Source organism: Enhygromyxa salina (assembly GCF_002994635.1).
GTDB lineage: Bacteria > Myxococcota_A > Polyangia > Nannocystales > Nannocystaceae > Plesiocystis > Plesiocystis salina_B.
Genome location: NZ_PVNL01000047.1, coordinates 37,129 through 58,424, shown reverse-complemented (window position 1 = coordinate 58,424; position 21,296 = coordinate 37,129). Strand labels below are relative to the sequence as shown.

At 68.4% G+C, this 21,296-nt stretch carries 18 protein-coding genes; 6 read left to right on the top strand and 12 right to left on the bottom strand.

What is annotated here, in order from left to right; all coding sequences use genetic code 11:
• Positions 1–126: 126 nt before the first annotated feature.
• The 3 genes from ENSA7_RS12000 (at position 127) to ENSA7_RS11990 (ending at position 3,566) form a co-directional block, all read left to right on the top strand.
• Positions 127–1,317, top strand: coding sequence for a penicillin-insensitive murein endopeptidase (locus ENSA7_RS12000; RefSeq protein ID WP_106089396.1), 1,191 nt, complete (start codon positions 127–129; stop codon positions 1,315–1,317).
• Between the two features lie 32 nt (positions 1,318–1,349).
• Entirely contained in the window at positions 1,350–2,159 is an 810-nt protein-coding gene (locus ENSA7_RS11995; RefSeq protein WP_106089395.1) for an NRDE family protein, read from the top strand.
• An 84-nt stretch (positions 2,160–2,243) separates the two neighbouring features.
• Positions 2,244–3,566 (top strand): NAD(P)/FAD-dependent oxidoreductase, encoded by a 1,323-nt coding sequence (locus ENSA7_RS11990; RefSeq protein ID WP_106089394.1) that lies wholly within the window; start codon positions 2,244–2,246, stop codon positions 3,564–3,566.
• Positions 3,567–3,633: 67 nt separating this feature from the next.
• Here the strand turns inward: ENSA7_RS11990 and ENSA7_RS11985 are convergent, their stop codons facing one another.
• Positions 3,634–5,844, bottom strand: coding sequence for a hypothetical protein (locus ENSA7_RS11985; protein WP_106089393.1), 2,211 nt, complete (start codon positions 5,842–5,844; stop codon positions 3,634–3,636).
• A gap of 316 nt (positions 5,845–6,160) precedes the next feature.
• On the opposite strand from ENSA7_RS11985, the gene ENSA7_RS11980 reads away from it, so the two are divergent.
• The 3 genes from ENSA7_RS11980 to ENSA7_RS11970 all read left to right on the top strand — a co-directional run bounded on the left by ENSA7_RS11980 (position 6,161) and on the right by ENSA7_RS11970 (position 12,659).
• Positions 6,161–8,074 carry a phospho-sugar mutase gene (locus tag ENSA7_RS11980; RefSeq protein ID WP_106089392.1) on the top strand — a complete coding sequence of 638 codons (1,914 nt, stop codon included), beginning with the start codon at positions 6,161–6,163 and terminating at the stop codon, positions 8,072–8,074.
• On the top strand, positions 8,071–9,360 hold the full coding sequence (locus tag ENSA7_RS11975) for a carboxypeptidase-like regulatory domain-containing protein (protein WP_106089391.1): 1,290 nt from the start codon (positions 8,071–8,073) through the stop codon (positions 9,358–9,360). The genes ENSA7_RS11980 and ENSA7_RS11975 overlap by 4 nt, the downstream gene beginning before the upstream one ends.
• A 107-nt stretch (positions 9,361–9,467) precedes the next feature.
• Positions 9,468–12,659, top strand: a complete 3,192-nt coding sequence (locus ENSA7_RS11970; RefSeq protein WP_181233665.1) for a serine/threonine-protein kinase — start codon at positions 9,468–9,470, stop codon at positions 12,657–12,659.
• Positions 12,660–12,736: 77 nt separating this feature from the next.
• Here ENSA7_RS11970 and ENSA7_RS11965 read toward each other — a convergent pair whose 3' ends face one another.
• The 11 genes from ENSA7_RS11965 to ENSA7_RS43545 form a co-directional block, all read right to left on the bottom strand.
• The gene (locus ENSA7_RS11965) at positions 12,737–12,961 is read right to left on the bottom strand and encodes a hypothetical protein (protein ID WP_146157604.1); all 225 of its coding nucleotides are present in this window, start codon (positions 12,959–12,961) and stop codon (positions 12,737–12,739) included.
• Between the two features lie 100 nt (positions 12,962–13,061).
• Positions 13,062–14,909 carry a Na(+)/H(+) antiporter subunit D gene (locus tag ENSA7_RS11960; protein ID WP_106089388.1) on the bottom strand — a complete coding sequence of 616 codons (1,848 nt, stop codon included), beginning with the start codon at positions 14,907–14,909 and terminating at the stop codon, positions 13,062–13,064.
• Positions 14,899–15,219 carry a hypothetical protein gene (locus tag ENSA7_RS11955; protein ID WP_106089387.1) on the bottom strand — a complete coding sequence of 107 codons (321 nt, stop codon included), beginning with the start codon at positions 15,217–15,219 and terminating at the stop codon, positions 14,899–14,901. The genes ENSA7_RS11960 and ENSA7_RS11955 overlap by 11 nt, the downstream gene beginning before the upstream one ends.
• Positions 15,220–15,231: 12 nt before the next feature.
• Complete coding sequence (locus tag ENSA7_RS11950) at positions 15,232–16,788, bottom strand: monovalent cation/H+ antiporter subunit D family protein (protein ID WP_106089386.1); 1,557 nt, start codon at positions 16,786–16,788, stop codon at positions 15,232–15,234.
• Positions 16,785–18,326, bottom strand: coding sequence for a monovalent cation/H+ antiporter subunit D family protein (locus ENSA7_RS11945; protein WP_106089385.1), 1,542 nt, complete (start codon positions 18,324–18,326; stop codon positions 16,785–16,787). The genes ENSA7_RS11950 and ENSA7_RS11945 overlap by 4 nt, the downstream gene beginning before the upstream one ends.
• 8 nt (positions 18,327–18,334) lie before the next feature.
• Complete coding sequence (locus ENSA7_RS11940) at positions 18,335–18,712, bottom strand: cation:proton antiporter subunit C (RefSeq protein WP_106089384.1); 378 nt, start codon at positions 18,710–18,712, stop codon at positions 18,335–18,337.
• Entirely contained in the window at positions 18,713–19,201 is a 489-nt protein-coding gene (locus ENSA7_RS11935; protein WP_219907951.1) for a Na(+)/H(+) antiporter subunit B, read from the bottom strand. It lies immediately after the preceding gene.
• Complete coding sequence (locus tag ENSA7_RS11930; RefSeq protein ID WP_181233664.1) at positions 19,201–19,848, bottom strand: hydrogenase subunit MbhD domain-containing protein; 648 nt, start codon at positions 19,846–19,848, stop codon at positions 19,201–19,203. The genes ENSA7_RS11935 and ENSA7_RS11930 overlap by 1 nt, the downstream gene beginning before the upstream one ends.
• Positions 19,845–20,342, bottom strand: coding sequence for a monovalent cation/H(+) antiporter subunit G (gene mnhG / locus ENSA7_RS11925; protein ID WP_106089383.1), 498 nt, complete (start codon positions 20,340–20,342; stop codon positions 19,845–19,847). The genes ENSA7_RS11930 and mnhG overlap by 4 nt, the downstream gene beginning before the upstream one ends.
• Positions 20,342–20,674 (bottom strand): MrpF/PhaF family protein, encoded by a 333-nt coding sequence (locus ENSA7_RS11920; protein WP_106089382.1) that lies wholly within the window; start codon positions 20,672–20,674, stop codon positions 20,342–20,344. The genes mnhG and ENSA7_RS11920 overlap by 1 nt, the downstream gene beginning before the upstream one ends.
• Positions 20,671–21,171 carry a Na+/H+ antiporter subunit E gene (locus ENSA7_RS43545; protein ID WP_181233663.1) on the bottom strand — a complete coding sequence of 167 codons (501 nt, stop codon included), beginning with the start codon at positions 21,169–21,171 and terminating at the stop codon, positions 20,671–20,673. Before ENSA7_RS43545 ends, ENSA7_RS11920 begins: the two co-directional genes overlap by 4 nt.
• Positions 21,172–21,296 lie beyond the last annotated feature (125 nt).

Below are 21,296 nucleotides of genomic sequence, written 5' to 3'. Positions count from 1 at the left end.
AAGTTTGGGAACTCATCAAAGTGATCCTATCCACCTCGATGGTGGGATCAGCTCCCACCGATCGGGTCGCCCCCCGCCCTGACCTAGGTGTGCCTAGCTGCGCCGCCGGGGGCCGCGGAGCTAAACATGCGCACCTCTCTGACTACCTCGCTCGCTGTCCTGACTCTCCTGTGTTTTGGTCCGGCGCTGGCAGGCGCCACCGAGCCAGACCCTCTAGAGGCGCCAGACCCGGCCGAGGACCCGACCGAGGACCCGGCCGAGGACCCGGCCGAGGACGAGGTCGAGGGCGATCCCCATGAGGCCCTGGCCAAGCCGAGCAAGTCCAAGTCCAAGAGCAAGTCCAAGTCCAAGAGCAAATCCTCGTCATCGCGCAGCAAGAGCCGCAACGCCGAGGCCTGTGACTACCGCACGCCCCTGCACACCCACGTGGTCGAGGCTGGCGAGCACCTCGGGCTGATCGCGGGGCGCTACGGAGTGCTCAGCAACGACGTGATCGCGCTCAACCCGGGGCTGGTCGCCAACCCCAACCATATTCGAGTGGGCCAGAGGCTGGCCGTGTGCCCCGAGCTGCCGCCGCGCGAGGTCGTCGAGCTCGTCCACCAGGTCGCGCCGGGTGAGACCTTCAACGCGATCGCCTACGCCAACAACCTGAGCCCGGCCGAGCTGCTCGGCATGCAGAACGGGTCGGTCGTGAATCCCAACAAGCTGCGGGTCGGGGACAAGCTGGCGATCGTGACCGTCGGCGACATCTTGCCGGGCTTCGAGCCCGAGCCGCCGCAGCCGGGCCGGCTGGTCAACAGCCGCAAGCTGCCCACGCACAACGCCTACACGATCAAGCGCAGCCACAACGTCTACGGGACCCCGCGCACGGTCAAGCTGATCGGCCAGGTCGTGGACGCGTACCAGCGTCGAGTCCCGGGCGGGCCCAAGCTGCGGATCGGCGACATCTCGAAGGACGGCGGCGGGCCGCTCAACGGGCACCTCTCGCACCAGGAGGGCCGCGACCTCGACATCGGCCTGGTCTTGCAGGGCAAGCTGGCCGATCGCCTACATTTCTCGGGCGCGGACGAGGACACGATCGATCTCGAGCGGACCTGGGCCCTCGTCGAGGCCTTCATCGCGACCGGCGAGGTCCGCTGCATCTTCCTCGACTATCAGGTCCAAAAGCTGCTCTACAACCACGCCAAGGCCAACGGCGTGCCGCAGAGCAAGCTCGACGAGTACTTTCAGTATCCGCGCGGCAGCGGCCGCAACCACGGGCTGATCCGACACTGGCGCGGTCACGTGAACCACTTGCACGTCCGGTTTCGCGAGTAGCGTTCCGGCGGCGCCAGCGTATTGAGCCTCCGATGTGCACGATCATCGCCGCCGTCGACGTCTGGCCTGACTCGCCGCTGGTGATCGCCGCCAATCGCGACGAAATGCTCGATCGGCCGGCGATCGAGCCGCGGGTGTGGGCGGCCGGAGAGGTCGCGGCCCGGCGGGTGCTGGCGCCGCGGGATCTGAAAGCAGGCGGGACCTGGCTCGGCATCAATGACGCGGGGCTGTTCGTGGGCATCACCAACCGCCGGAGCTCGTCGGGCTTGCTGCCCGGCGGGCGAGTCCTGCGCTCTCGCGGCGAGCTCGTGTTCGAGGCGCTCGGTTCCGACACTCACCTCGACGCGCTGGCGCGGATCCAGGGGCTCGGCGCGCGCGACTACAGCCCCTTTCACCTGCTGCTCGCCGACCGCGCGGGCGCGCGGGTGGTCTGGGGTGACGGCGAGCGCCTGCATGAAGTCGAGCTCGAGCCCGGCGTTCACTGGCTGACGGAGCGCAGCTTTGGTGCTGGCGAGAGCGCGCGTCACCAGACCCTGACCGCGCGCTCGGCCGAGCTCGCGAGCGGGCCGGCCCCGGATGTCGCGCGCTGGCGCTCGATCCTCGCCGATCACCGGCCCCATGCAGCGGACGGTGCGGCCCCCAAACCGCTGAGCGTGGGCCTGGACTCGATGTGTGTGCACGCGCGGCCGATCAACTACGGCACGCGCTCGTCGACGATCGTGCAGCTGCACGCGCACGGAGCTGCGCAGGCGCCCGTGCGCTTCCTCTACGCGAACGGACGCCCGTGCGAGACCGAGTTCGCGGACTACCGAGACGCGGTCGCGCAGCTCGTCGCGGTTTAGGAACGCCACTTCGCTCGAGCCGGTGATTTTTGCGCGAGGCCAGGCTGGAGTGACAGCCACGCGCCACGGTCGTAAGCACTACCCGTGGGCTCGAGCAGCGCCAAACCAAAACGCGTGGTGATCGTCGGTGGCGGGTTCGCCGGACTCAACGCGGCCAAGATCCTCGGTCGTCACGGCACCGAGCTCGAGGTCGTGGTGATCGATCGTCGCAACCACCACTTGTTTCAGCCGCTCCTCTACCAGGTCGCGATGGCGGGCCTGAGCCCGGCCGATATCGCCGCGCCGATCCGCGGGCTGCTCAGCGACTACCGCAACACCACGGTGATCCAGGGCGAGGTGCGTCGGGTCGACGCGGACGCCAAGCAGATCCACGGGGACTTCGGCGAGCTGAGCTACGACTACCTGCTGCTCGCGGCCGGGGCCATGCATGCCTACTTTGGCCACGAAGACTGGGAGCCCCACGCGCCCGGGCTCAAGACCGTCGAGCAGGCCACCGAGATCCGCCGCCGGGTGCTCACGGCGTTCGAGCAGGCCGAGGCTCACCCGGCGCACACGGCGGACCGCAAGCGGCTGCTGACCTTCGTGATCGTGGGCGGCGGGCCAACCGGGGTCGAGCTGGCCGGGGCGATCGGGGAGATGAGCCGCACGACCCTGGCCAAGGACTTTCGCAACATCGATCCCAAGCTGACCCGGGTGATCTTGATCGAGGCCGGGCCGCGGATCATGGCGTCGTTCCACGAGAAGCTGGCGAGTCGCGCGACCCGTGACCTCGAGAGCCTGGGCGTGCAGGTGTGGACGAACTCGTTGGTGACCAAGGTCGACGCGAGCGGCGTGGAGGTCGGCGGCGAGCGGATCGAGGCGGCGACGGTGCTGTGGGCCGCGGGGGTTCGGGCGGCAGAGTTCGAGGCGCTCGACGCCGAGCGGGACCGGCAAAATCGCGTCCACGTTGGCGCTGATCTGAGCCTGAAGGGCCACCCGGAGGTGTTCGTGGCTGGCGATCTCGCCCACGCCGTCGACGCGCAGGGGCAGCCGTATCCCGGGCTGGCGCCGGTCGCCATGCAGCAAGGTCGGTTCGTCGCGCGGGCGATCCTGCGTGAGCTCGCGGGCGAATCCCGGGGCAGCTTCGAGTATGTCGACAAGGGCCAGATGGCCACGATCGGGCGCGGGCGGGCGATCGTCGAGGCCGGCAAGGTTCGCTTCGCTGGCATGCTCGCCTGGTGGACATGGCTGCTGGTCCACATCTATTACCTGACCGGGTTTCGCAATCGGGTGCTGGTGCTGATCCAGTGGGGGTGGTCGTACTTGACCTTCTCTCGCGGGGCGCGGTTGATCGTCGCCAAGCAGTGGCGGTCGTACCCGCAGTTGGGCGCCGCCGACGAGTCGGCCGGCGAGCACGCGGCCGAGTAGGCTTTGCGAGCATGCAACAAAAAAGAGGGGCCAGAATCCTGGCCCCTCTCGTTTGTTGGGGACTGGCTCAGTGGATGAGGCGGCGACCCGGCATGCCGAACTCGTCGTCATCCTCGTCGTCGAGCTCCGCCTGGGCCTGCGCGGCCGAGCGCTGCTCGTCCCGGCGCCGCATCAGCGCGGTCATGATCAGCGCCAGCCCGGCGGCCCAGCACAGGACCATGAACGCCAGCCAGTACGGCGACACGCTCACGTTGAGCAGCAGCGGCATCGCGGCGGCGTTCTTCAGGGCCACGTGCTCGACCTCGATCCCGTAGGTGCCGAGCAGCAGCGCGAGCTGCATGACCACGACCGCGCCGCCCAGGAAGGCGACCCGCAGCTTGCGCTCGCGCCGTCGTGACGCCCACAGCAAGGTTGCGACGCCGGTCTCGGCCGCCAACAACAGCTGCGTGAGGGTGGCCCACATGACCTCGGACTCCGTGGTCGCGAGGCCAGCCTGGTTCATCACCAGGTGATAGGTGAGACCGACCAGCAGACTGGTCACCACGATGAAGCCCTGGAACCGCAGGAACGCCCTGCGCGCTTCGATGTGGTCGGCGACCGCCCGGGCCCGCGCGGGGCGACGGAGGCTGGCGACCAACAGCCAGGCCAGGACCGGGAGCAAGAACGCGCTGGACAGGAAGGTCAGCAGGTTGAGCGCGTTGAAGTCCTGGGCTTGGTGATGGTGGCTGATGTCGAGCAGCGTGAGCGCCGAGCAGCCGATGCTGACCAGCGCCAGGGCCACGCCCTCGAGCGGGCGGAACAGCGGGGCCCAGCCCTGCTCGACGCGGCGGCGCCACGAGCCCAGGCAGATCAGGCCGAGCAGCGCCTGGGCGGCGACCGAGTAGGCGAGCATGGTCACGGTCAGCTCGCTGCCGAGGTACAGACCGATCTGGTTGATGCCGCTGAGATCGGCCACGGTGGCCATCAGCGGCGGCAGCGGGCCGAGCAGCAGCCCGGTCGCGGCGACGTCGAACGCGGCCAAGCCACCGCCGAGCAGGCCGGGGATCAGGATCCCGACGCCGAGCAGCCCGCCGACGACCATGGCGTTGACCCGCTGCCCCAGCGCGTCACCCAGGCCGATCGCGGTCAGGTGGGTGGCGACGGCCATGACCGCCAGCAAGCCGAGCGGCAGCGCGACCGCGAGCGGGCCCACGGTCATGGCGAGCAACATCGAGCCGCCGAGCAGCAGCGAGCCGCCGAGCACCAGCGCGAACACGTTGGGTCCGACGATCATCGCCATGGCCAGGTCGCCGGCGCTCATGCCGGTCATGCGCAGGACGGGCAGGGTGCCGGCCTCACGCTCGCGGGCGGTCGCGGTCGCGGTGACGATCGGGCTGACGACCACGAACACGAAGCAACCGATTGCGAAGAACAAGATCCCGGCGAGGCGGTAGCGGGTCGAGTCGGTGATCGGCGAGCTGTAGCGGATCGTGGGCTTGTGAAGCTTGGACCAGGCGGTGGTCTCCCAGCCCCCGTCCCAGCGCGGATCCGACGGGTTGAGCGCGGCGGTAAACTCCGTGGCCTCGTTGTTGGCCAGCGAGAAGGCCGAGCGGCTGAGTTCGTCGGCGATGCCGCCCTCGAACCATGCCCTGGCCGCGAGGGTCAGGTCGTGACGCTCGGGGTGGACCGTCAATTCGATCCGGGTCGCGTCGCGGTCGAGGGTGGTGGCGGAGACCTGTGGCGCCGGCTCGCGCGAGCGCTGACGATTGACCGTGGCTTGGTGCTCGGTCAGCTGCGCTTGGGCGCTGTCGATCGCGGCGACCAGCAGCTCGCGGGTCTCGGCGGGGGTCGAGTCGCGCAGCGCGTCGTAGGTGGCGGCCTCCTGCAGGGACTCGAGCGAGTAGCCGTTGGCGTAGATGCTGTTCCAGCGCAGCGGCGAGAGGTTGGGCAGGTTCAGGAGCTCGGCCAGGCGGACGTCGCCGCCCGCTGGCAGCCCGTTGCCGAAGTCGAACTCCTGGCGGTCGAGCAGGCGCTGGGCCTCGCCGAGGTTCTGGAGAGTGGCGCCAATCCGAAGATCGAGGTCTTGAAGGATCGCCGACCGGATGCGAACGTCGCGATCCCATTCCTTATCAACCTGGGCCTGGGCACGATCGTCGTAGCTGCAGTCCGACATGCCCGTGCGGCTGGAACAGACCTCGGTGGCCCGCTCGAGGCCCAGCTCGACCCGGAGCTGTTGGGCGCCCGCGGAGTCGAGGTGCGTGAACGCCGAGACTCCAAACCAGGAAAGGCCGGCGATCACCAGCGCCGCGATGGACGCAGAGATCAGCCGGCCTTTGAGATCTCGCCGAACGAAGGGCCGCAGTCGGTGCCAGATGCTTCGGTCGAGAGGACGTCCAGATGGCTCGCGTTTTATCTCGTTCACAGGTTCCCGCTTCCTTCAGGTGCAGCTGGCGCTGCCGGTATCGCCGATGGCTGGGTCCGACAGAGGACCCGCTCTAGTGTTCCACACTTCGTGAGACTGCGCCGGTCGAACACGTTGACGCAGGCGCGCCGTAATTGCTTCGGTCTGCCGATTCGAGCCCCGCGAACGTGCTAGTCACAGGTAAGATTTCACCGTGACCACCGATGCTCCCGCCGAATCCGTGCTCGAGGCGCTCGACCGTCTCGCGCTCCCCGAGCCCATGCGCGCCACAATCCGGGCGTGGCTGAGTGATCCCGCCTACGCCGACACCCGGGCCGAGCTGGAACGAACGGTCGCCCGGGCGATCGGCGGGTCAGGCGCGGATCCGGCGGGCAGCAAGGGTCAGGCCGACGCGCTGGCCGAGCTGGAGGATGCCTTCGTCGGACCGCTGCCGATCGGCACGGGGGGCCGGCGTGGCCCGTGCGGCGCCGGGCCCAATCGGGTCAACGCGGCGGTCATGCGCGAGACCGCCCGGGGCTTGGCGGTCGCGATGCGCGAGTCCGACGAGACCCCCAAGGTCGCGGTGGTGTACGATACGCGGAGCAGCAGCCGGACGTTTGCGTTGGTGGTCGCCGCGGCGCTGACCGCCGAGCAGATCGCTGTCACGTTGATCGACGGCCCGCGCCCAACCCCGCAGCTGTCGTTCCTGGTCCGTCGGCTCGGATGCGGGGCCGGGATCGTGATCTCGGCCAGCCACAACCCGCCGACCGACAACGGCATCAAGATCTACGGACCCGACGGGGCCCAGGTGATCGGCGATCTCGATCGTCGCCTCATGGACGGGATCGTCGCGGCCGGCAACAACCCGGGCTCGCTGCCGGAGATCGACATCAAAGCGGTCACGGCCGGCGTGGTCCCAGCCGCGGTCGAGCGGATCAACCCCGACGCGCAGCCCGATCGCGCCGATGATCCCTATCATGAGTACGTGCTGGCCCAGGGCGTGACCCCGGGTGCGCTCGATGGTGACGCGGCGGTGCGGGTCGCGTTCACGCCGCTGCACGGCGTCGGCCACAGCTCGGTGATCCCGGTGCTGCGGGCGCGCGGGCTCGCGCCGATCTTGGTCGAGGCGCAGCTGCCCGACGACGGCGTGTTCGAGACCGTCAAGAGCGCCAACCCCGAGTCGATCGCCGCGTTCGCGGTCGGGCTGGAGGTCGCGCGGGCGCAGCGGGCCGATCTCTTGCTCGCGACCGATCCCGACGCCGACCGGCTCGGCGCGATGGTCCGCCAGGCCGACGGCGAGTATGGCTTCATCGACGGCAACCGGCTCGGCGTGCTGATGCTCGACCACGTGCTGCGCGAGCTGTCGGCGCTCGGCTCCGAGGAGCTGCGCGGCGGCTGGGTGCTCACGACCCTGGTCAGCTCGCCGCTGATCGCCAAGCTCGCGCGCGCGCGCGAGGTCGAGGTCGTCGACGATCTGCTGGTCGGCTTCAAGAACCACGCGGGCATGCAGGCCGACAGCGAGCGGCGCGGCGAGCCGCGGACGTTGGTGTTCGCCTGTGAAGAGAGCCACGGCTACCTGCGCGGCAACGAGATCCGCGACAAGGACGGCGCGATCGCGGCGCTGTTGCTGTGCGAGTGCGCGGCCGCGTGCAAGCGCGAAGGCACGGATCTGTTCGGCCGGCTCGAGCAGCTGTGGGCGATCCACGGCTACCATCGCGAGCAGACCGGCAACCTCTATGCAGAGGGGTCATCGGGGCGGCGGGCGATCTCTGCCGTCATGGATCGCCTGCGCAGCGATCCACCGTCGAGCTTCGGTGGGCTCGCGGTCCAGGCCACGCTCGATCGCCTGAAGCCCACGCCAACCGGCTGGCCAACCCGTGATCTGCCGGGTGATGTGCTGGTCTACGAGCTCGCTGGCGACGGCCGCGGGTGTCGGCTGGTGTTTCGGCCCAGCGGGACCGAGCCCAAGATCAAGGCCTACGCGCTCGCGCATGGTCGGGCCGGGATCGACGAGCCAGGCGCGGCCGCCCGCGAGCGCGAGCAAGTCGACGCCCTCGTCGCGCAGGTGCTCGCCGACGCCGAGCGCTTCGCGACCGAGGTCATGGCGCCGCTGATCGAGTCAGCATGAACTCGAGGCGCGCGTGGGTGCTGCTCGGCGTCGCCCTGGCGGCGATGCTGACGGTGGTCGGCGTCTGGTGGTCGGCAGATCGCCCGAGCGTGGCGGCCCGCAGCGATGCGCGCGACACCAACCCAGCTGCGACCGCCCGGGCCCACAGCCGCGCCGATCCACACGCCACCCGCGGCGAGGGCATCGCGGAGTTGCCGATCTTGCCCGGTGCGCCGCTGATCGGGGGCGTGTTCGTCTCACCCGACGAGGGTCCGCTCACGCTCGGCGCGATCGAGCTGTGGTGCGCCGATGGCCAGCCCGGCGCGCGGGCCCAGCTCACGGAAGACGGAAGCCTGCTCGCGCCCGCCTGCCCGACGACCACCTGCGTCCGGCTGCGTCACCCGGCCTTCGAGCAGCCGAGCGCGTGGGAGCTCGCGCCTGACGAGCGGCGTGAATTCGAGGTCGCCGCTGCGCCGAAGATCAGCGGGATCGTGCGAAGTCCGCTCGGTGACGCGGTCGTCGACGCGAGCTTGGCCGTGCGCAGCGACGACGGCCGTCGAGCGCATGCGCGGACCGACATGGACGGCGAATTTGCGGTGGCGCTCCCGGGGCTTCGGCCGTGTGACGCCTGCGATCTCCAGCGGGGTCCACCTACATGCCGTGAGGCAGCGCCGAGCGAGGATCGTCTGCGGGCGCAGGTGCTGGTCTCGGCCCCAGCGTTCGCGCCGACCGAGCTCGAGGTCGAGCTCGACGCCCAGTCGGACGCGGTGTCCGAGCTCGTGCTCGATCCTGCGGCCGCGCCGATCACGGGCGTCGTGCGGGGTAGCGACGGCGAGCTGTTCGACGACCGCACCAAGATCTTGGCCACCAACAGCGAGCGCCCCGACGAGCAGCACCACGCGCGGGTCGTGGACGGTCAGTTCGCGCTGGCTGGGCTCGCGCAGGCACGCTATCGCCTGCGCGCGGTCCGAGACGGCCGCGAGCTGGGGATCCTCGCCAGCGTGAGCCCTGGTGACGAGGTCGAGCTGAACGTGGAGCAGCCCGCGCGAGGGGTCACGTTGGAGCTGCTGGTCCTACATGCGAGTGGGCGGCCAGCTGACGGCGTGCGGGTCGACGGCGGCCCCTTCGTGGGGGGGGGGACAGACCATGAAGGCCACCTCGCGGCCGCTGACGTGGCCCCCGGCGACTACACCCTCCGCCTGCGCGCCGCCGAGTGTTCAGTCGTTCGTGCGGTGGTCGAAGTCACATCGCAGCCAACGGGCCCACGACGAACGCTGCACCTGCCGTCAGCCTGCGAGCCAGACTAGGTATCCACGCAGTATCCACGCACACCACACCGGTGTCGGCGCCGGGCGGGCCCCGCATGTTCGCCAGTATCGTCGCGGTTTGCCCGGCATTGGGTAAGATGAGCGCCGTGGCTGCTTCTGCCGAACCGACGGGCTCTGGGTCCGGCAGTCAAAGTAGCGGTTTCCCCCAGGTGTTCGGCAAGTATGTGCTGCTGCGTCCGATGGCGCGCGGTGGCATGGGCGAGCTGTTCTTGGCGGCCGCGGGCGAGACGGGGGGGTTCGAGAAGCTGTGCGTGGTCAAGAAGGTCCTGACCGAGCTCGAGGACGGAGGCGGCGTGCGGCGCCGGTTCCTCGACGAGGCCAAGGTCGTGGTTCGCCTCAACCACGCCAACCTGGTCCAGGTGTTCGACGCCGGTCGGGTCGCCGACGACTACTACCTGTCGATGGAGCTGGTCGAGGGGAAGGATCTACGCGGGGTCTGGAACCGCTGCGCGCAGCTGCATCGGCGGATCCCCGTCGAGTTTGCGACCTTCGTGGTCCGTGAGCTGTGCCGCGCGCTCGAGTATGTCCACGACGCGATGAGCCTCGACCTGGTCCATCGCGACATCTCGCCGCCGAACATCATGGTGAGCTACCACGGCCAGATCAAGGTCACCGACTTTGGCCTGGCGACCCACGCGATCAAGCAAGAGCTGACCAACCCGGGCGTCGTGTTTGGACGCTACAGCTACCTGTCTCCCGAGCAAGCTCGCGGGCTCCCGGCGGACCGCCGCACGGACATCTACGCTGCGGGGATCGTGCTGTGGGAGATGTTGACCGGGCGCCAGCTGTTCCCGGCCGACCGCCACCAGGCGCTGGGCGCCAGCGCGCTGTCCGAGCTGCGCAACCCCAAGATCAAGGCGCCATCCTCGATCGTGCCCGGGGTCCCCGACGGCCTCGATGAGGTCGTGGTCAAGGCGCTCGCGGTCGAGCGCGAAGATCGGTTTCAGACCGCGGGCGAGTTCAAGGTCGCGCTATCCGAGGTGCTCACCCGCCACCATCCCAGCTGCGACGTCGACCGCGTGGCGGCGTTCATGCGTGACATCTTCTCGCGTGAGTACCGGCTGGAGTCGCAAGACTACGCCAGCTACTCGCGCGAGGACTTCTCGCCGATCCGGGCCCAGGCCTCGATCGACGAGTCCGAGACGCTCAGCATCAGCGACGCGATCAGCCTGGCCAGCGCCACGCCCACGCCCAAGCCCGCGCCCAAAGAAGGACGGAGCCGCACGCAGAGCGGCGAGCTCAACCCGTCCGCGATCGTTCGAGGCGTGGCCGCCGACGGCGGCACCTCGAGCATCCCGCTCGACGACGGCGACATCGACGAGCTCGAGTCGAGCAGGACCTTCACGGGCTGGGACGGGGGACCCACGCCAACCGAATTGGCCGAGGCCGCGGCCGCCCGCGTCGGCACCGTGGTCGGCAAGCGCTATCGCGTCGACCGTCTGATCGGCGTCGGAGGGATGGGGGCGGTGTTCGCCGCGACCCACCTCGCGCTCGGCAAGACCTACGCGCTCAAGATCCTCCACGAGGCCTACGGCCGCGATCCCGACATCATCGATCGCTTCATGCGCGAGGCTCGGGCGGCGACCCAGACCGGCCACCCCAACATCATCGATGTCCTCGACATCGGCACGATGGACGAGGGCGATCTCTACTTCGTGATGGAGCTGCTCGAGGGCATCGATCTCGCGACCGTGATCCGGCAGTCCGGACCGCTGGCGATGCGTCGGGCGGTCCACGTTGGGCGGCAGATCTGCCGGGCCCTGTCCGCGGCGCACGAGGCCGGGATCATCCATCGAGATCTCAAGTCCGAGAACGTCGTGCTGATCGTCAAGGGCAGCGACCCGGACTTCGTCAAGGTCCTCGACTTTGGGATCTGCAAGCACATCAACTCGATCAACCCGTCGCAGACCAGCCCCGGCATGGTCATGGGTTCGCCAGCCTATATGGCCCCCGAGCAAGCCGCCGGGGCCGCGGCCGACGTCAAGTCCGACATCTACGCGCTGGGCACGATCCTGTTCGAGATGTTGACCGGCCACCTGCCGTTCACCGGGCGCAACGCGATCGCCGTGCTCATGAAGAAGGGCAGCGACCCGGCGCCGAGCGTGGCCGAGGACCGGCCTGAGGTCCCCGCGCCGCTCGTCGAGGTGGTCGCGCGCTGCCTGGATCTGGAACTCGAGCGTCGGCCCGACTCCATGAAGGCGCTCGAGTACGAGCTCACGCGCGCGATCGAAGGTCGCGCGTCAGCGGTGGCCGCGGTCATGGGTCTGCAGCTCGACGCCGAAGCGGCGGCCTCGGCCTCGGGCTCGGGGCCGCAGGAGCGCGCCCGGGATCTCGAGCCGCCACCTTCGGAGGCCTCGATCAGCGAGGTCCCGGCCAAGCTCCTCACCGTCCATGATCAGGCCATGCAGGCGGCCGCGGTCGCACGCCATGCGCAGCAGGCCGCGGCGGGTGCGGAGGCCAAGCCGCTGCGGCGCCACCTCGGCTTTGGCGTGTTGATCGGCGTGGCGATGGTCGCCCTCACCGTGTTCGGGGTCTGGGCGTCTGGTCTCGCCGGAAGGTCTGGCAGCGGGTCTGGCTCGGACGCAGCGGCGGAGTCTGGAACCGGCGCCAGCGGAGCGCAGGACGGGGGCAATGACGGCGGGCAGGCGCTCGACTCCGCGTCATCGGGAGCCGGCGAGACGGCCACCCCAGACTCGGACACCAGCGGCGAGACCTCGGGTGAGGCCAACGATGTCGCGTCGATCGTCGCCCGCGCCGAGCAGGCGCTGGCCGACGAGCGCTGGCGCGAGCCGCTGGCCCAGAGCCTGGCGTTCGAGATCAACAACCTCAGCAATTTCGACCCGGGCCACGAGGCGATCGGCCGGCTGCGTCGCGGCGCCGAGCAGGTCCTGGGTCCGCGGGCGCGCAAGGCCGCCAAGGCCAAGGACTGGGAGCCGACGGCGGCCGCGTATCGCGACTTGCTGGCGATCTGGCCGGAGCACGCCGACGCCCGCGAGAACTTGATCGACGCGCTGCGCCAGCTCGCCCGTGAGCAGCGGGCCGACGGTAATTTCGTGGGCCTGCTCGCGACCGCCGACGAGCTGCTCAATCGCGATCCCGACATGTTCGTCGCGCTCAAGTATCGCGCCGAGGCGTTCGAGGGGCTCGGTCGCTGGACCGAGGCGGTCCCGGCCTACCGCGAGGCCATGCGCGTGCGACCGGCCAACAAAGACGTCAAGAAGGCCTATCGCAAGGCGCTGCGGGAGCTCACCCAGCAAGAGCACGGCGACGGCAAATAAAAGCGCCGCCACCTCGATGATCGAGGTGGCGACGCGCGCCATTCGTTCGCTATCTCGTGAGGGCCGGCGGCTGCTGATCAGATGTCGAAGGACAGGAAGATCAGCTTGTCGCGGAACTGACCGCGGATGCCGATCATGCTCGCGTGTGCCTTTGCGACCGCGCCGCCGACGTCGACACCGTTCGGCTTGAGCACCTCGCCCTCGAGCTCATCGCCGACTTCAAAAATGATCTCACGCATCGGCCCATCATCTTTGACGGTGGCACCCTCCTCGTTGGTGCTAGCTGGGGCCGCGATGGCCACGGACGGGAGCAAGAGCAGGGCAGCGCACAGGGGGAGCAAGTACTTGTTCATGGTCGGTGTCGTCTCCGGGGACTGGCAACGACCCGAATCGAAATGCGGTCTACGAATCCACAAACAGGTTCAACAGCAAGAACGCCAACAGCACGACCGTCAGCAGCAGCACGGTCGTCCCCACGCCCCACCGCTGGTACCGGACCCCCCCACGCTTCGCACTCCCGGCTCCAAACTCGCGCGCCGCCATGCGGGGCAGATCCTCGATGAGCCCCTCGTGGATCGGCTCGAGCGCCAGCAGCAGCGGCCGGAACACCCACTGCCACAGGCCCGGGAACATCCGCCGATAGACCCAATCCGCGTCCAGGGTGATCGTCAGGGTCCGCTTGAGCCGGTCGAGCAACACGAAGAACGCGAGCCCCGCGAACAACAGCAGCTGCAGCTGATTGATCACGTGGGCGTAGTTGTACGCTTCGTACAGGGGCGTGCCGTCGGCTCGCTGGAACGGCAGGATGTCGTAGAGCGGCTTGGGGAACAGCCCCAGCGCGATGCACAGCAACGCGAAGAAGATCATCGCGCCCTTCATGTTGGCGGGCGGGTCGAGCTTGCGATCATCGTTCTTGGGCGCCGGCTTTTGCAGGAACACGAACCACGGGAACTTGATCCCGGCGTGCAAGAACACGCCAGCCGAGGCCGCGACGAGTACGAACCACGCGACGCTCGGATGCAGCAGGCTGGCCCACACCACTTGCCCGTCGAGCTCGGCGACGGGCGCCCATAGCTCGACCATCGCGGCTGCGTCGGTGATCATCGATTTGGTCGTGAACCCCGAGGTCAACGGCACCGCAGAGATCGCCAGCGCGCCAATGATCCCGCACCACATCGTGATCGGCATGGCCTTGTAGAGCCCGCCGAGGTCGGTGCACTTGCGCTTGCCGGTCATGAACAGCACCGAGCCAGCCGACATCAACAGCAGCGCCTTGTAGATGATGTGGGCGAAGGCGTGGGCGGTCGCGCCGTTGACGGACAGGCCGGTGCCGATCCCGACCGCGCAGACCATGAACCCGACCTGGTTGATGATCGAGTAGGCCAGGATCCGGCGCATGTCGTTCTCGAGGATCGCGTAGACGATCCCGTAGATGGCCATGAGGCAGCCGACCCAGACCAGGATGTTGCAGCCGGCGAACAGGACCAAGAGCACGTAGACGGAGGTCTTGGTCGTGAACGCGGAGAGAAACACGGTGCCGGAGGGGGAGGCCTCCGGGTAGGCGTCGGGCAGCCATGAGCCCAGCGCGGGGGTGCCGGCGTTGATCAGAATCCCGACCAGCATCAGGATCGAGCCGGGCGTGTCGAGCGACGGGACCAGCCAGGTGCGGCCACCCTCGGCGATCATGCGCACGGGCTCGAGCAGGTCACCGCCGAGCACCATCTTGGGCACCAGGATCGAGCCGGTGTGGTGCACGTGCAGCGCGATGCCGGCCATCAGGATGGCGCCGCCGACCAGGTGCGCGTTGACGTAGCGGCGGCCAGACTTGCGGGCGGCCTCGGTGTTGCCAGCCCAGACCACCAGGGTCGAGCCGAGCGCCATCACCTCCCAGAACATGAACAGGGTGATCAGATCACCCGCGAAGGTCACGCCGATCGCCGCGCCCGCGTAGAGCATCGCGCCGCTGAGCTCGACGCGGCGATCTTGGTTGAGGGCGAACAGCGCCCCGCCGAAGGCCATCAGCGCGAAGATCGTCGCGAAGGCCTTGGTCGGCAGGTTGAACTGGGCCAGGACCAGGTCGTAGTCGAGCCAGTGTTGGACGATCCGGCCGTTGTCGGGGAACGTCCAGATCACCGCGAGGGCCACGAGCGGGGCCAGCAGCGACCAGGCCTTGTGGGCCTTGCCCGGGGTGACCGCGGTCAGCAGCGCGCCGATGATCAGCACCAACCCGGGGGGGAAGCTAGCGGCCATCGGGGAGCCTCCTGTGCTTGGCGTCGCGGGTGGGGTCGAGCGGCGACTGATCGTAGTAGGTGTCGGGCCGCATCAGGATCTTGCCGATCACCAGCTTGCTGCCCATGACCATGACCCAGCAGGTCACGAACCCGAACACCGCGTAGAACACCGGCCAGCCGTCGACGACGAACTTGGCCGCGTGGTGGGGGTCGTGCTCGAGCACGTGGATCAGCTCGAGCAGCTTGGGATCGAGCAGCAACAGCACACCGAGCACCGCATAGAAGCCGAGCCAGAGCTTGCGGATGGTCTTGGGATCGTCCAGTTCCATGGTGGGCCCCGCCTACTTGGGCATTGCCTCGGCCAGCATGCTCGCGTAGCCGGTGAAGAGGTCGGGGTAGAAGAACAGGCCGACGGTGGCCGCGGCGGTGCAGGTCAGGGCGATGACGATCGGCAGCGGCGCCTCGCCGTGGTCGTGGTGATCATGATGATCATGATGATGGTCACCTTCATGTCCGTCATGCTCGGGCGGCTTGCGGAAGAACGCGCGGTACACGATCGGCAGGAAGTAGGCCGCGTTGAGCAGCGTGGAGGTGAGCAGCACCGCGATCGCAAACCCACTCTCGGCCGTCCACGCGCCCTGCATCAGGTACCACTTGGAGATGAACCCCCCGGTGGGCGGCAGGCCGATCATCGACAAGGTCCCGATCGTGAACGCGGCCATGGTCCACGGCATCTTGCGGCCGATCCCGTCGAGCTCGGAGATGTTGGTCTTGTGCGCGGCCGTGTAGATCGAGCCGGCCGCGAAGAACAGCGTGATCTTGCCGAACGCGTGGGCGGCGATGTGGATCGCGGCGGCGCGCATGGAGATCGGCCACAGCAGCGCCGCGCCCAGCGTGATGTAGCTGAGCTGGGAGATCGTGGAGTAGGCCAGGCGCCGCTTGAGGTTGTCCTGGAACAGCGCGATGAAGCTGGCGATCACGATCGTGCCGCCGGCGACGTAGAGCAGCCACCCGCCCTGATCGTAGAGCCGCAGCTGGTCGACGCCGATGATGTAGATCGAGATCTTGCAGATCGAGAACACCCCCGCCTTGACCACCGCGACGGCGTGCAGCAGGGCCGAGACCGGGGTCGGGGCGACCATCGCGGCCGGCAGCCAGCGGTGTGAGGGCATCAGCGCGGCCTTGCCGACGCCGTACATGTACATGGCGAAGATCAGCCCAAACAGCGCCGGGCTCAGGGCCCCGTCGGCGAGCGGCTGCGCGAACACGCCGCCCTGCGTGAAGTCGAGGGTGCCCGTGTAGACGTACGTGGCGACCATCGCCGGCAGCATCAGGCACACCGAGGTGCCCATCAGGATGCCCAGGTAGGTGCGCCCGGCCTTGAGCGCCTCGGGCGTGCCCTTGTGGGTGACCAGCGGAAAGGTCACCAGCGACAGGGCCTCGTAGAACACGAACAGCGTGAACATGTTGGCCGAGAAGGCGATGCCCATCACGCTGGCGATCGACAGGGCGAAGCACACGTAGAAGCGGGTCTGGTGCTTCTCCTTGTTGCCGCGCATGTAGCCGATCGAGTAGATCGAATTGAGGATCCACAGCGAGCTGGCGATCATCGCGTAGATCATGCCCAGCGGCTCGAGGTGGAACGCGAGCGACATCCCCGGGACCACGTCGACGAGCGCCTCGGCCTTGCTCGGCGTGGCCTCGAGGAAGTTGTTGAGGTTGCCGACCACCCACAACAGCGCGACGGCGGTGATGATCGTGACGGACTCGCGCAGGTTGGGCCAGCGGCCGGCGGCGGCGATTAAAAACGCGCCGATCAGCGGGACGGCGATCGCCAGGATCGGGCTGAGCTGCAGCTCGAAGGTGGGGAGCCACTCGATTGCGTTGAGGGCGATCATCCGTGACCTCCGTTGAGCAGCAAGCTGGCAGCGGCGCGGGCGCTGTCGGCGGTCCAGGTGGCGTCGATCCCGAAGTACACGCTCGCGCCGATCAGGATCCACATCGGGACCAGCATGGACAGCGGCGCCTCTTTCACGCGCTTGTTGGGGTCGTCCGGGGTGCCGAACCAGATGATCTCGATCAGCCGCCAGACGTAGACGATCGCGAGGACCCCGCCGAGCAGCACGACCGCGGCGACGCCCCAGTAGCCCTCTTCCATGGCGGCCTGGACCAGGTACCACTTCGAGATGAACCCCGAGGTGAGCGGCACGCCGATCAGCCCGCAGCCGCCGACGGTGAACGCGGCCATGGTCACGGGCATCTGGCGACCGATGCCCTTGAAGTCCTCGATCTTGGTGCCGCCCGTGCGCAGCGCGACGGCGCCGACGGCCATGAACATGCCGCCCTTGATGATCGCGTGGTTGAAGATGTGGATGACCGAGGCGGTGACCCCGGTGTGGTTGGCCAGCGAGAAGCCGAGCACGATGTAGGCGATCTGGCCGACCGAGGAGTAGGCCAGGACCTTCTTGACGTTCATCTGGCGGACCGCGGCGACCGACGAGACCACGATGCCCAGGCACGCGCACAGGGCCAGCAGCTGTAGATCTGCGCTGGTGTCGTAGACGCCGCCGTAGATCGTGAACACGAACCGGAAGGTCATGTACACGCCGACCTTGGTGGCCGTGGCCGCGACCAGGGCCGAGACCGCCGAGGGCGCGTAGGTGTACGCGTTGGGCAGCCACAGGTGCAGCGGAAACAGGGCCATCTTGAGGCTCAGGCCGACCATCAAGAACGCGAAGCTGACGAACACCGTGCGGTTGTTGGCCAGGGTCCCGGCCTCGCGCATGCGGACCAGCTGGTCGTGCATGTCGCCCATGTTGAGCGTGCCCGTGAGCATCAGCAGGTAGCCGATCCCGAGCAGGATGAAGGTCGCGCCGATGCTGCCGAGGATCAGGTACTTGAGGGCCGCGACCAGGGCCCGGCGGTCGCGGTCACCACCCAGGGCGACCAGGGTGTAGACCGTGAGCGAGCTGATCTCGAGCAGCACATAGATGTTGAACGTGTCACCGGTGACGGTGATGCCGATCAGCCCGGCGATCGCCAGCAGCCACACGCTGTAGAACAGGTGGTGGCGATCATTGGCGACCTCGGCCATCACGCTGTCCTTGGCGTAGACCGTGGTCAAGAACGCGATGATCGAGACGACCAGGATCACGTAGGCGTTGAGCGCGTCGACGCTGTAGCCGATCCCGTAGGCCTCGGGCCACGAGCCCAGCCGGTAGACCAGCGGCTCGGGGCTGGCGTGGACCAGCTGCAGCATCGCGGCCGAGCAGACCAGCATGAGCCCGGTGATCAGCACCGACCAGGCCCAGGCGATCACGCCGCCGCCGCGCTGCACCAGCCCGGTGAACATGGCGAGCAGCCCGCCAAACAGGGGCAAGAGCACGACCAGCACCGGGAGGTGCGCGCGGATGGATTCGGGGAGCTCGATGTCCATGGTCGGGCTCAGCTGTCGCGCTTGTCGGCCTCGAGGATCTCGTCTTCCTCGATCGTGCCGTACTTGCGTTGGATGTTGACGATGATCGCCACCGCCACGGCCAGGGTGCTCACCGACACGACGATCGCCGTCAGCATCAGCACGTGGGGCAGGGGGTTGTCGAACGGGCCGGTCTTGGCGGCGTCGGTCCAGATCGGCGCGACCCCGGCGGTGCCGTCGGGGCTGCGGTACACGCCCATGGTCACGTAGAACAGGAACACGCCGGTCTGAAACAGGCCCAGCGAGATCGCCTGCTTGAGCAGGTTGCGGCGGGCGATGACCCCGTAGAAGCCGATCATGATGATCACGATCGCCAGCCAGTAGTTGAAGTAGCCGAACGACTCCACTTAGCGGACCTCCCCCCGGCGAACCGTCGCGCGTCGCTCGCTGATCATCAGGTAGATCGTGACCATCACCGAGCAGACCGTGATCCCGACCCCGTACTCGACGAGGGCCATGCCCAGCGCCTCGCCGTCGCCAGCGTGGTCGGGCTCGAGCATGCCGTAGTCGAGGAAGGTCCCCCCGCGCAGCACGCTGGCCAGGCCGACCCCCGCGTACAGCAGCGCGCCGAGGGCCATGCAGGCGTCGATGATCGGCGGGGGGATCCGGCGGCGCAGCTCGTCGGCTCCGAACACCAGGCCATAGAGGATGAACGCGGCGGCGAGGATCACCCCGCCCTGGAACCCGCCGCCGGGGCCCAGCTCGCCGTGCAGGATCACGTAGCAGCCGAACACCAAGATGAACGGGATCGTCATCTTGGCGATCACCCGGATCAGCGTCTGCTGACTCATCTGCTCGCCGGCGGGCGTGCCCGACTGGTCGTGGGTGTCGGCCATCAGGGCTCGCCCCTCTCCGATGAGCTGGACTCGGGCACCCCGAGCTCGCCCTCGCGTCGGCGCCGGAGCAGCAGCAACAGGCTGACCCCAGCGACGAAGATGACCGCGGTCTCGAACATCGTGTCGTAGCCGCGGTAGGCCGCGAGCAGGCTGGTCACGGTGTTGGGCGCGTGGCCGTTGAAGTCGTCGTCGGGGTGGCCCTCGTGGGGGTGGCCCTTGTCGCGCGGGGCCGCGGTCTCGTGCTTGCCGACGGTCTGGTCGAGCAGCCGAGGGACCCGGTGGGTGTGGATCGGCGCGTTGGGATCGCCGAACGGGGGCATGTCGAAGGTGCCGTAGATCAGCACCAGCCCGGTAGCGACGCAGACCAGCAGCGCGGGCGTGTGGAGGACCGGCTCGGACTTGGCGAAGCGCTTGGTCAACACCAGCGCGCCGAGCAGCAAGATCGTCGAGATGCCTGCGCCGACGGCCGCCTCGGTGAAGGCGACGTCGAGCGCGTGCATGTTGGTCCACACCAGCGCCATCAGCAGGCTGTAGACGCCCGCGAGGATCGTGGCCGAGAGCAGGCTGCGCACGCTGATGACCGCGACCGCCGTCGCGGCGACGAGCACCAGCAAGAAGATGTCGAGGATGAGGACGGGATTGCTCACGGGTCTTCGTCCTCCGCGACGGTCTCGCGCACGTCGAGCACGGGGCCGGGGGGCTCTTCGAGTGGCTCGGTGACGTCGCCCGCGACCACGATCTCGGCCACGCGCGAGCTCGCCGGGTCGTCCCCGGGTTCATGGTCGAAGGGCAGCCGGGTGTAGCGATCGAGCCGCGCGGCCTTGGCGATCGCGTGGGTCGCCGTGGGTGCGGTCAGGAACAACAGCGCGGTCAACAGCCCGAGCTTGAGGATGATGTTGGCGAGACCGATCCACGCGTCGGCGTGGCTGTTGGCCTCGCTCGGCCACGCGTTGATCAGCTGCTGCCCGGCCAGCAGCGCCAGGCCAAACAAGATCAGCGCCTGCGCGAGGGTGTCGGACTTTCCGGCCGGGTGGAGCCGCGCATAGAAGTCGGGCATCCGCAGCACGCCGACCGCCCCGGTCAGCGCGAACACGCAGCCGCCCAGCATGAACAGCGCGCCAAGGATTTCGAGCACGCTCACTAGCTGAGCCTCCGGTACTGGATGTACTTGAGAATCGCGATGGTCGCGACGAAGTTGATCAGCGCGTAGACGATGGACGTGTCGAGGTAGAAGCTGGGGTTGCCGTGCGGCATGTCCAAGAACGCGATGCAGGCGACCAGCACGACGGTCTTGGTGCCCATCGCGTTGACGGCGAGGATCCGGTCGAACACGGTTGGCCCGCGCAGGGCTCGGATCAGCAGCAAGATCGCGCCGGTCAGGAGGGCGAGACAGGTTGCGAGGACGACATAGGAAGTAGGCGAGTGCGCGGCGGCGCCAACGTTGGCCAGTGGAGCGGACCAGGGCTCGATCATTTGGCCTCCTGCTGGGACTTGATCGGGCCCTCGACGGCGAGCACCCGGCGGTGCATCTCGCCGCTGAGCAGATCGTCAGCCGCGGCCTTGGTCAGCGCGTGGACCAAAAGCTCGTCCTTGCCGATGTCGACCGTGACCGTGCCGGGGGTCAGCGTGATCGAGTTCATGTAGCTCGCGACTCCGTAGGCCGTGCGCAGCTGGTTGGGCACCCGGATCATTCGGGGCTGGATGTCGAGCGGGCCGATCTTCCACACGCGTTTGAGCACGTCGATGTTGGCCAGCACGATCTGCCACATCAGCCATGGCAGGTACTTGATCGTGCGGGGCCACCAGCGGTAGGGCACGCCCTCGTCGTCGACGATGCCGAGGCGCTTGGCCAGCAAGGTGATCGCGGCGCTGCACACGACCCCGGCGCCCAGCAAGAAGGTGCTGTGGATCTGGCCCGAGAGGACCGTATAGAAGGCCATCAGCGAGACAAACAGGATCCAGGCGTGCATGGGTCGCGGGGTGAGCGGTGGCTGCGAGTGGTCGGGCTGGGTTTCCGGGCTGATGCCGGGCTGATGTTCCGGGCTCGGGGGCCGGTACCCGAGTCGCTTGACCCAGGCGCAGGGCATGGTACGCC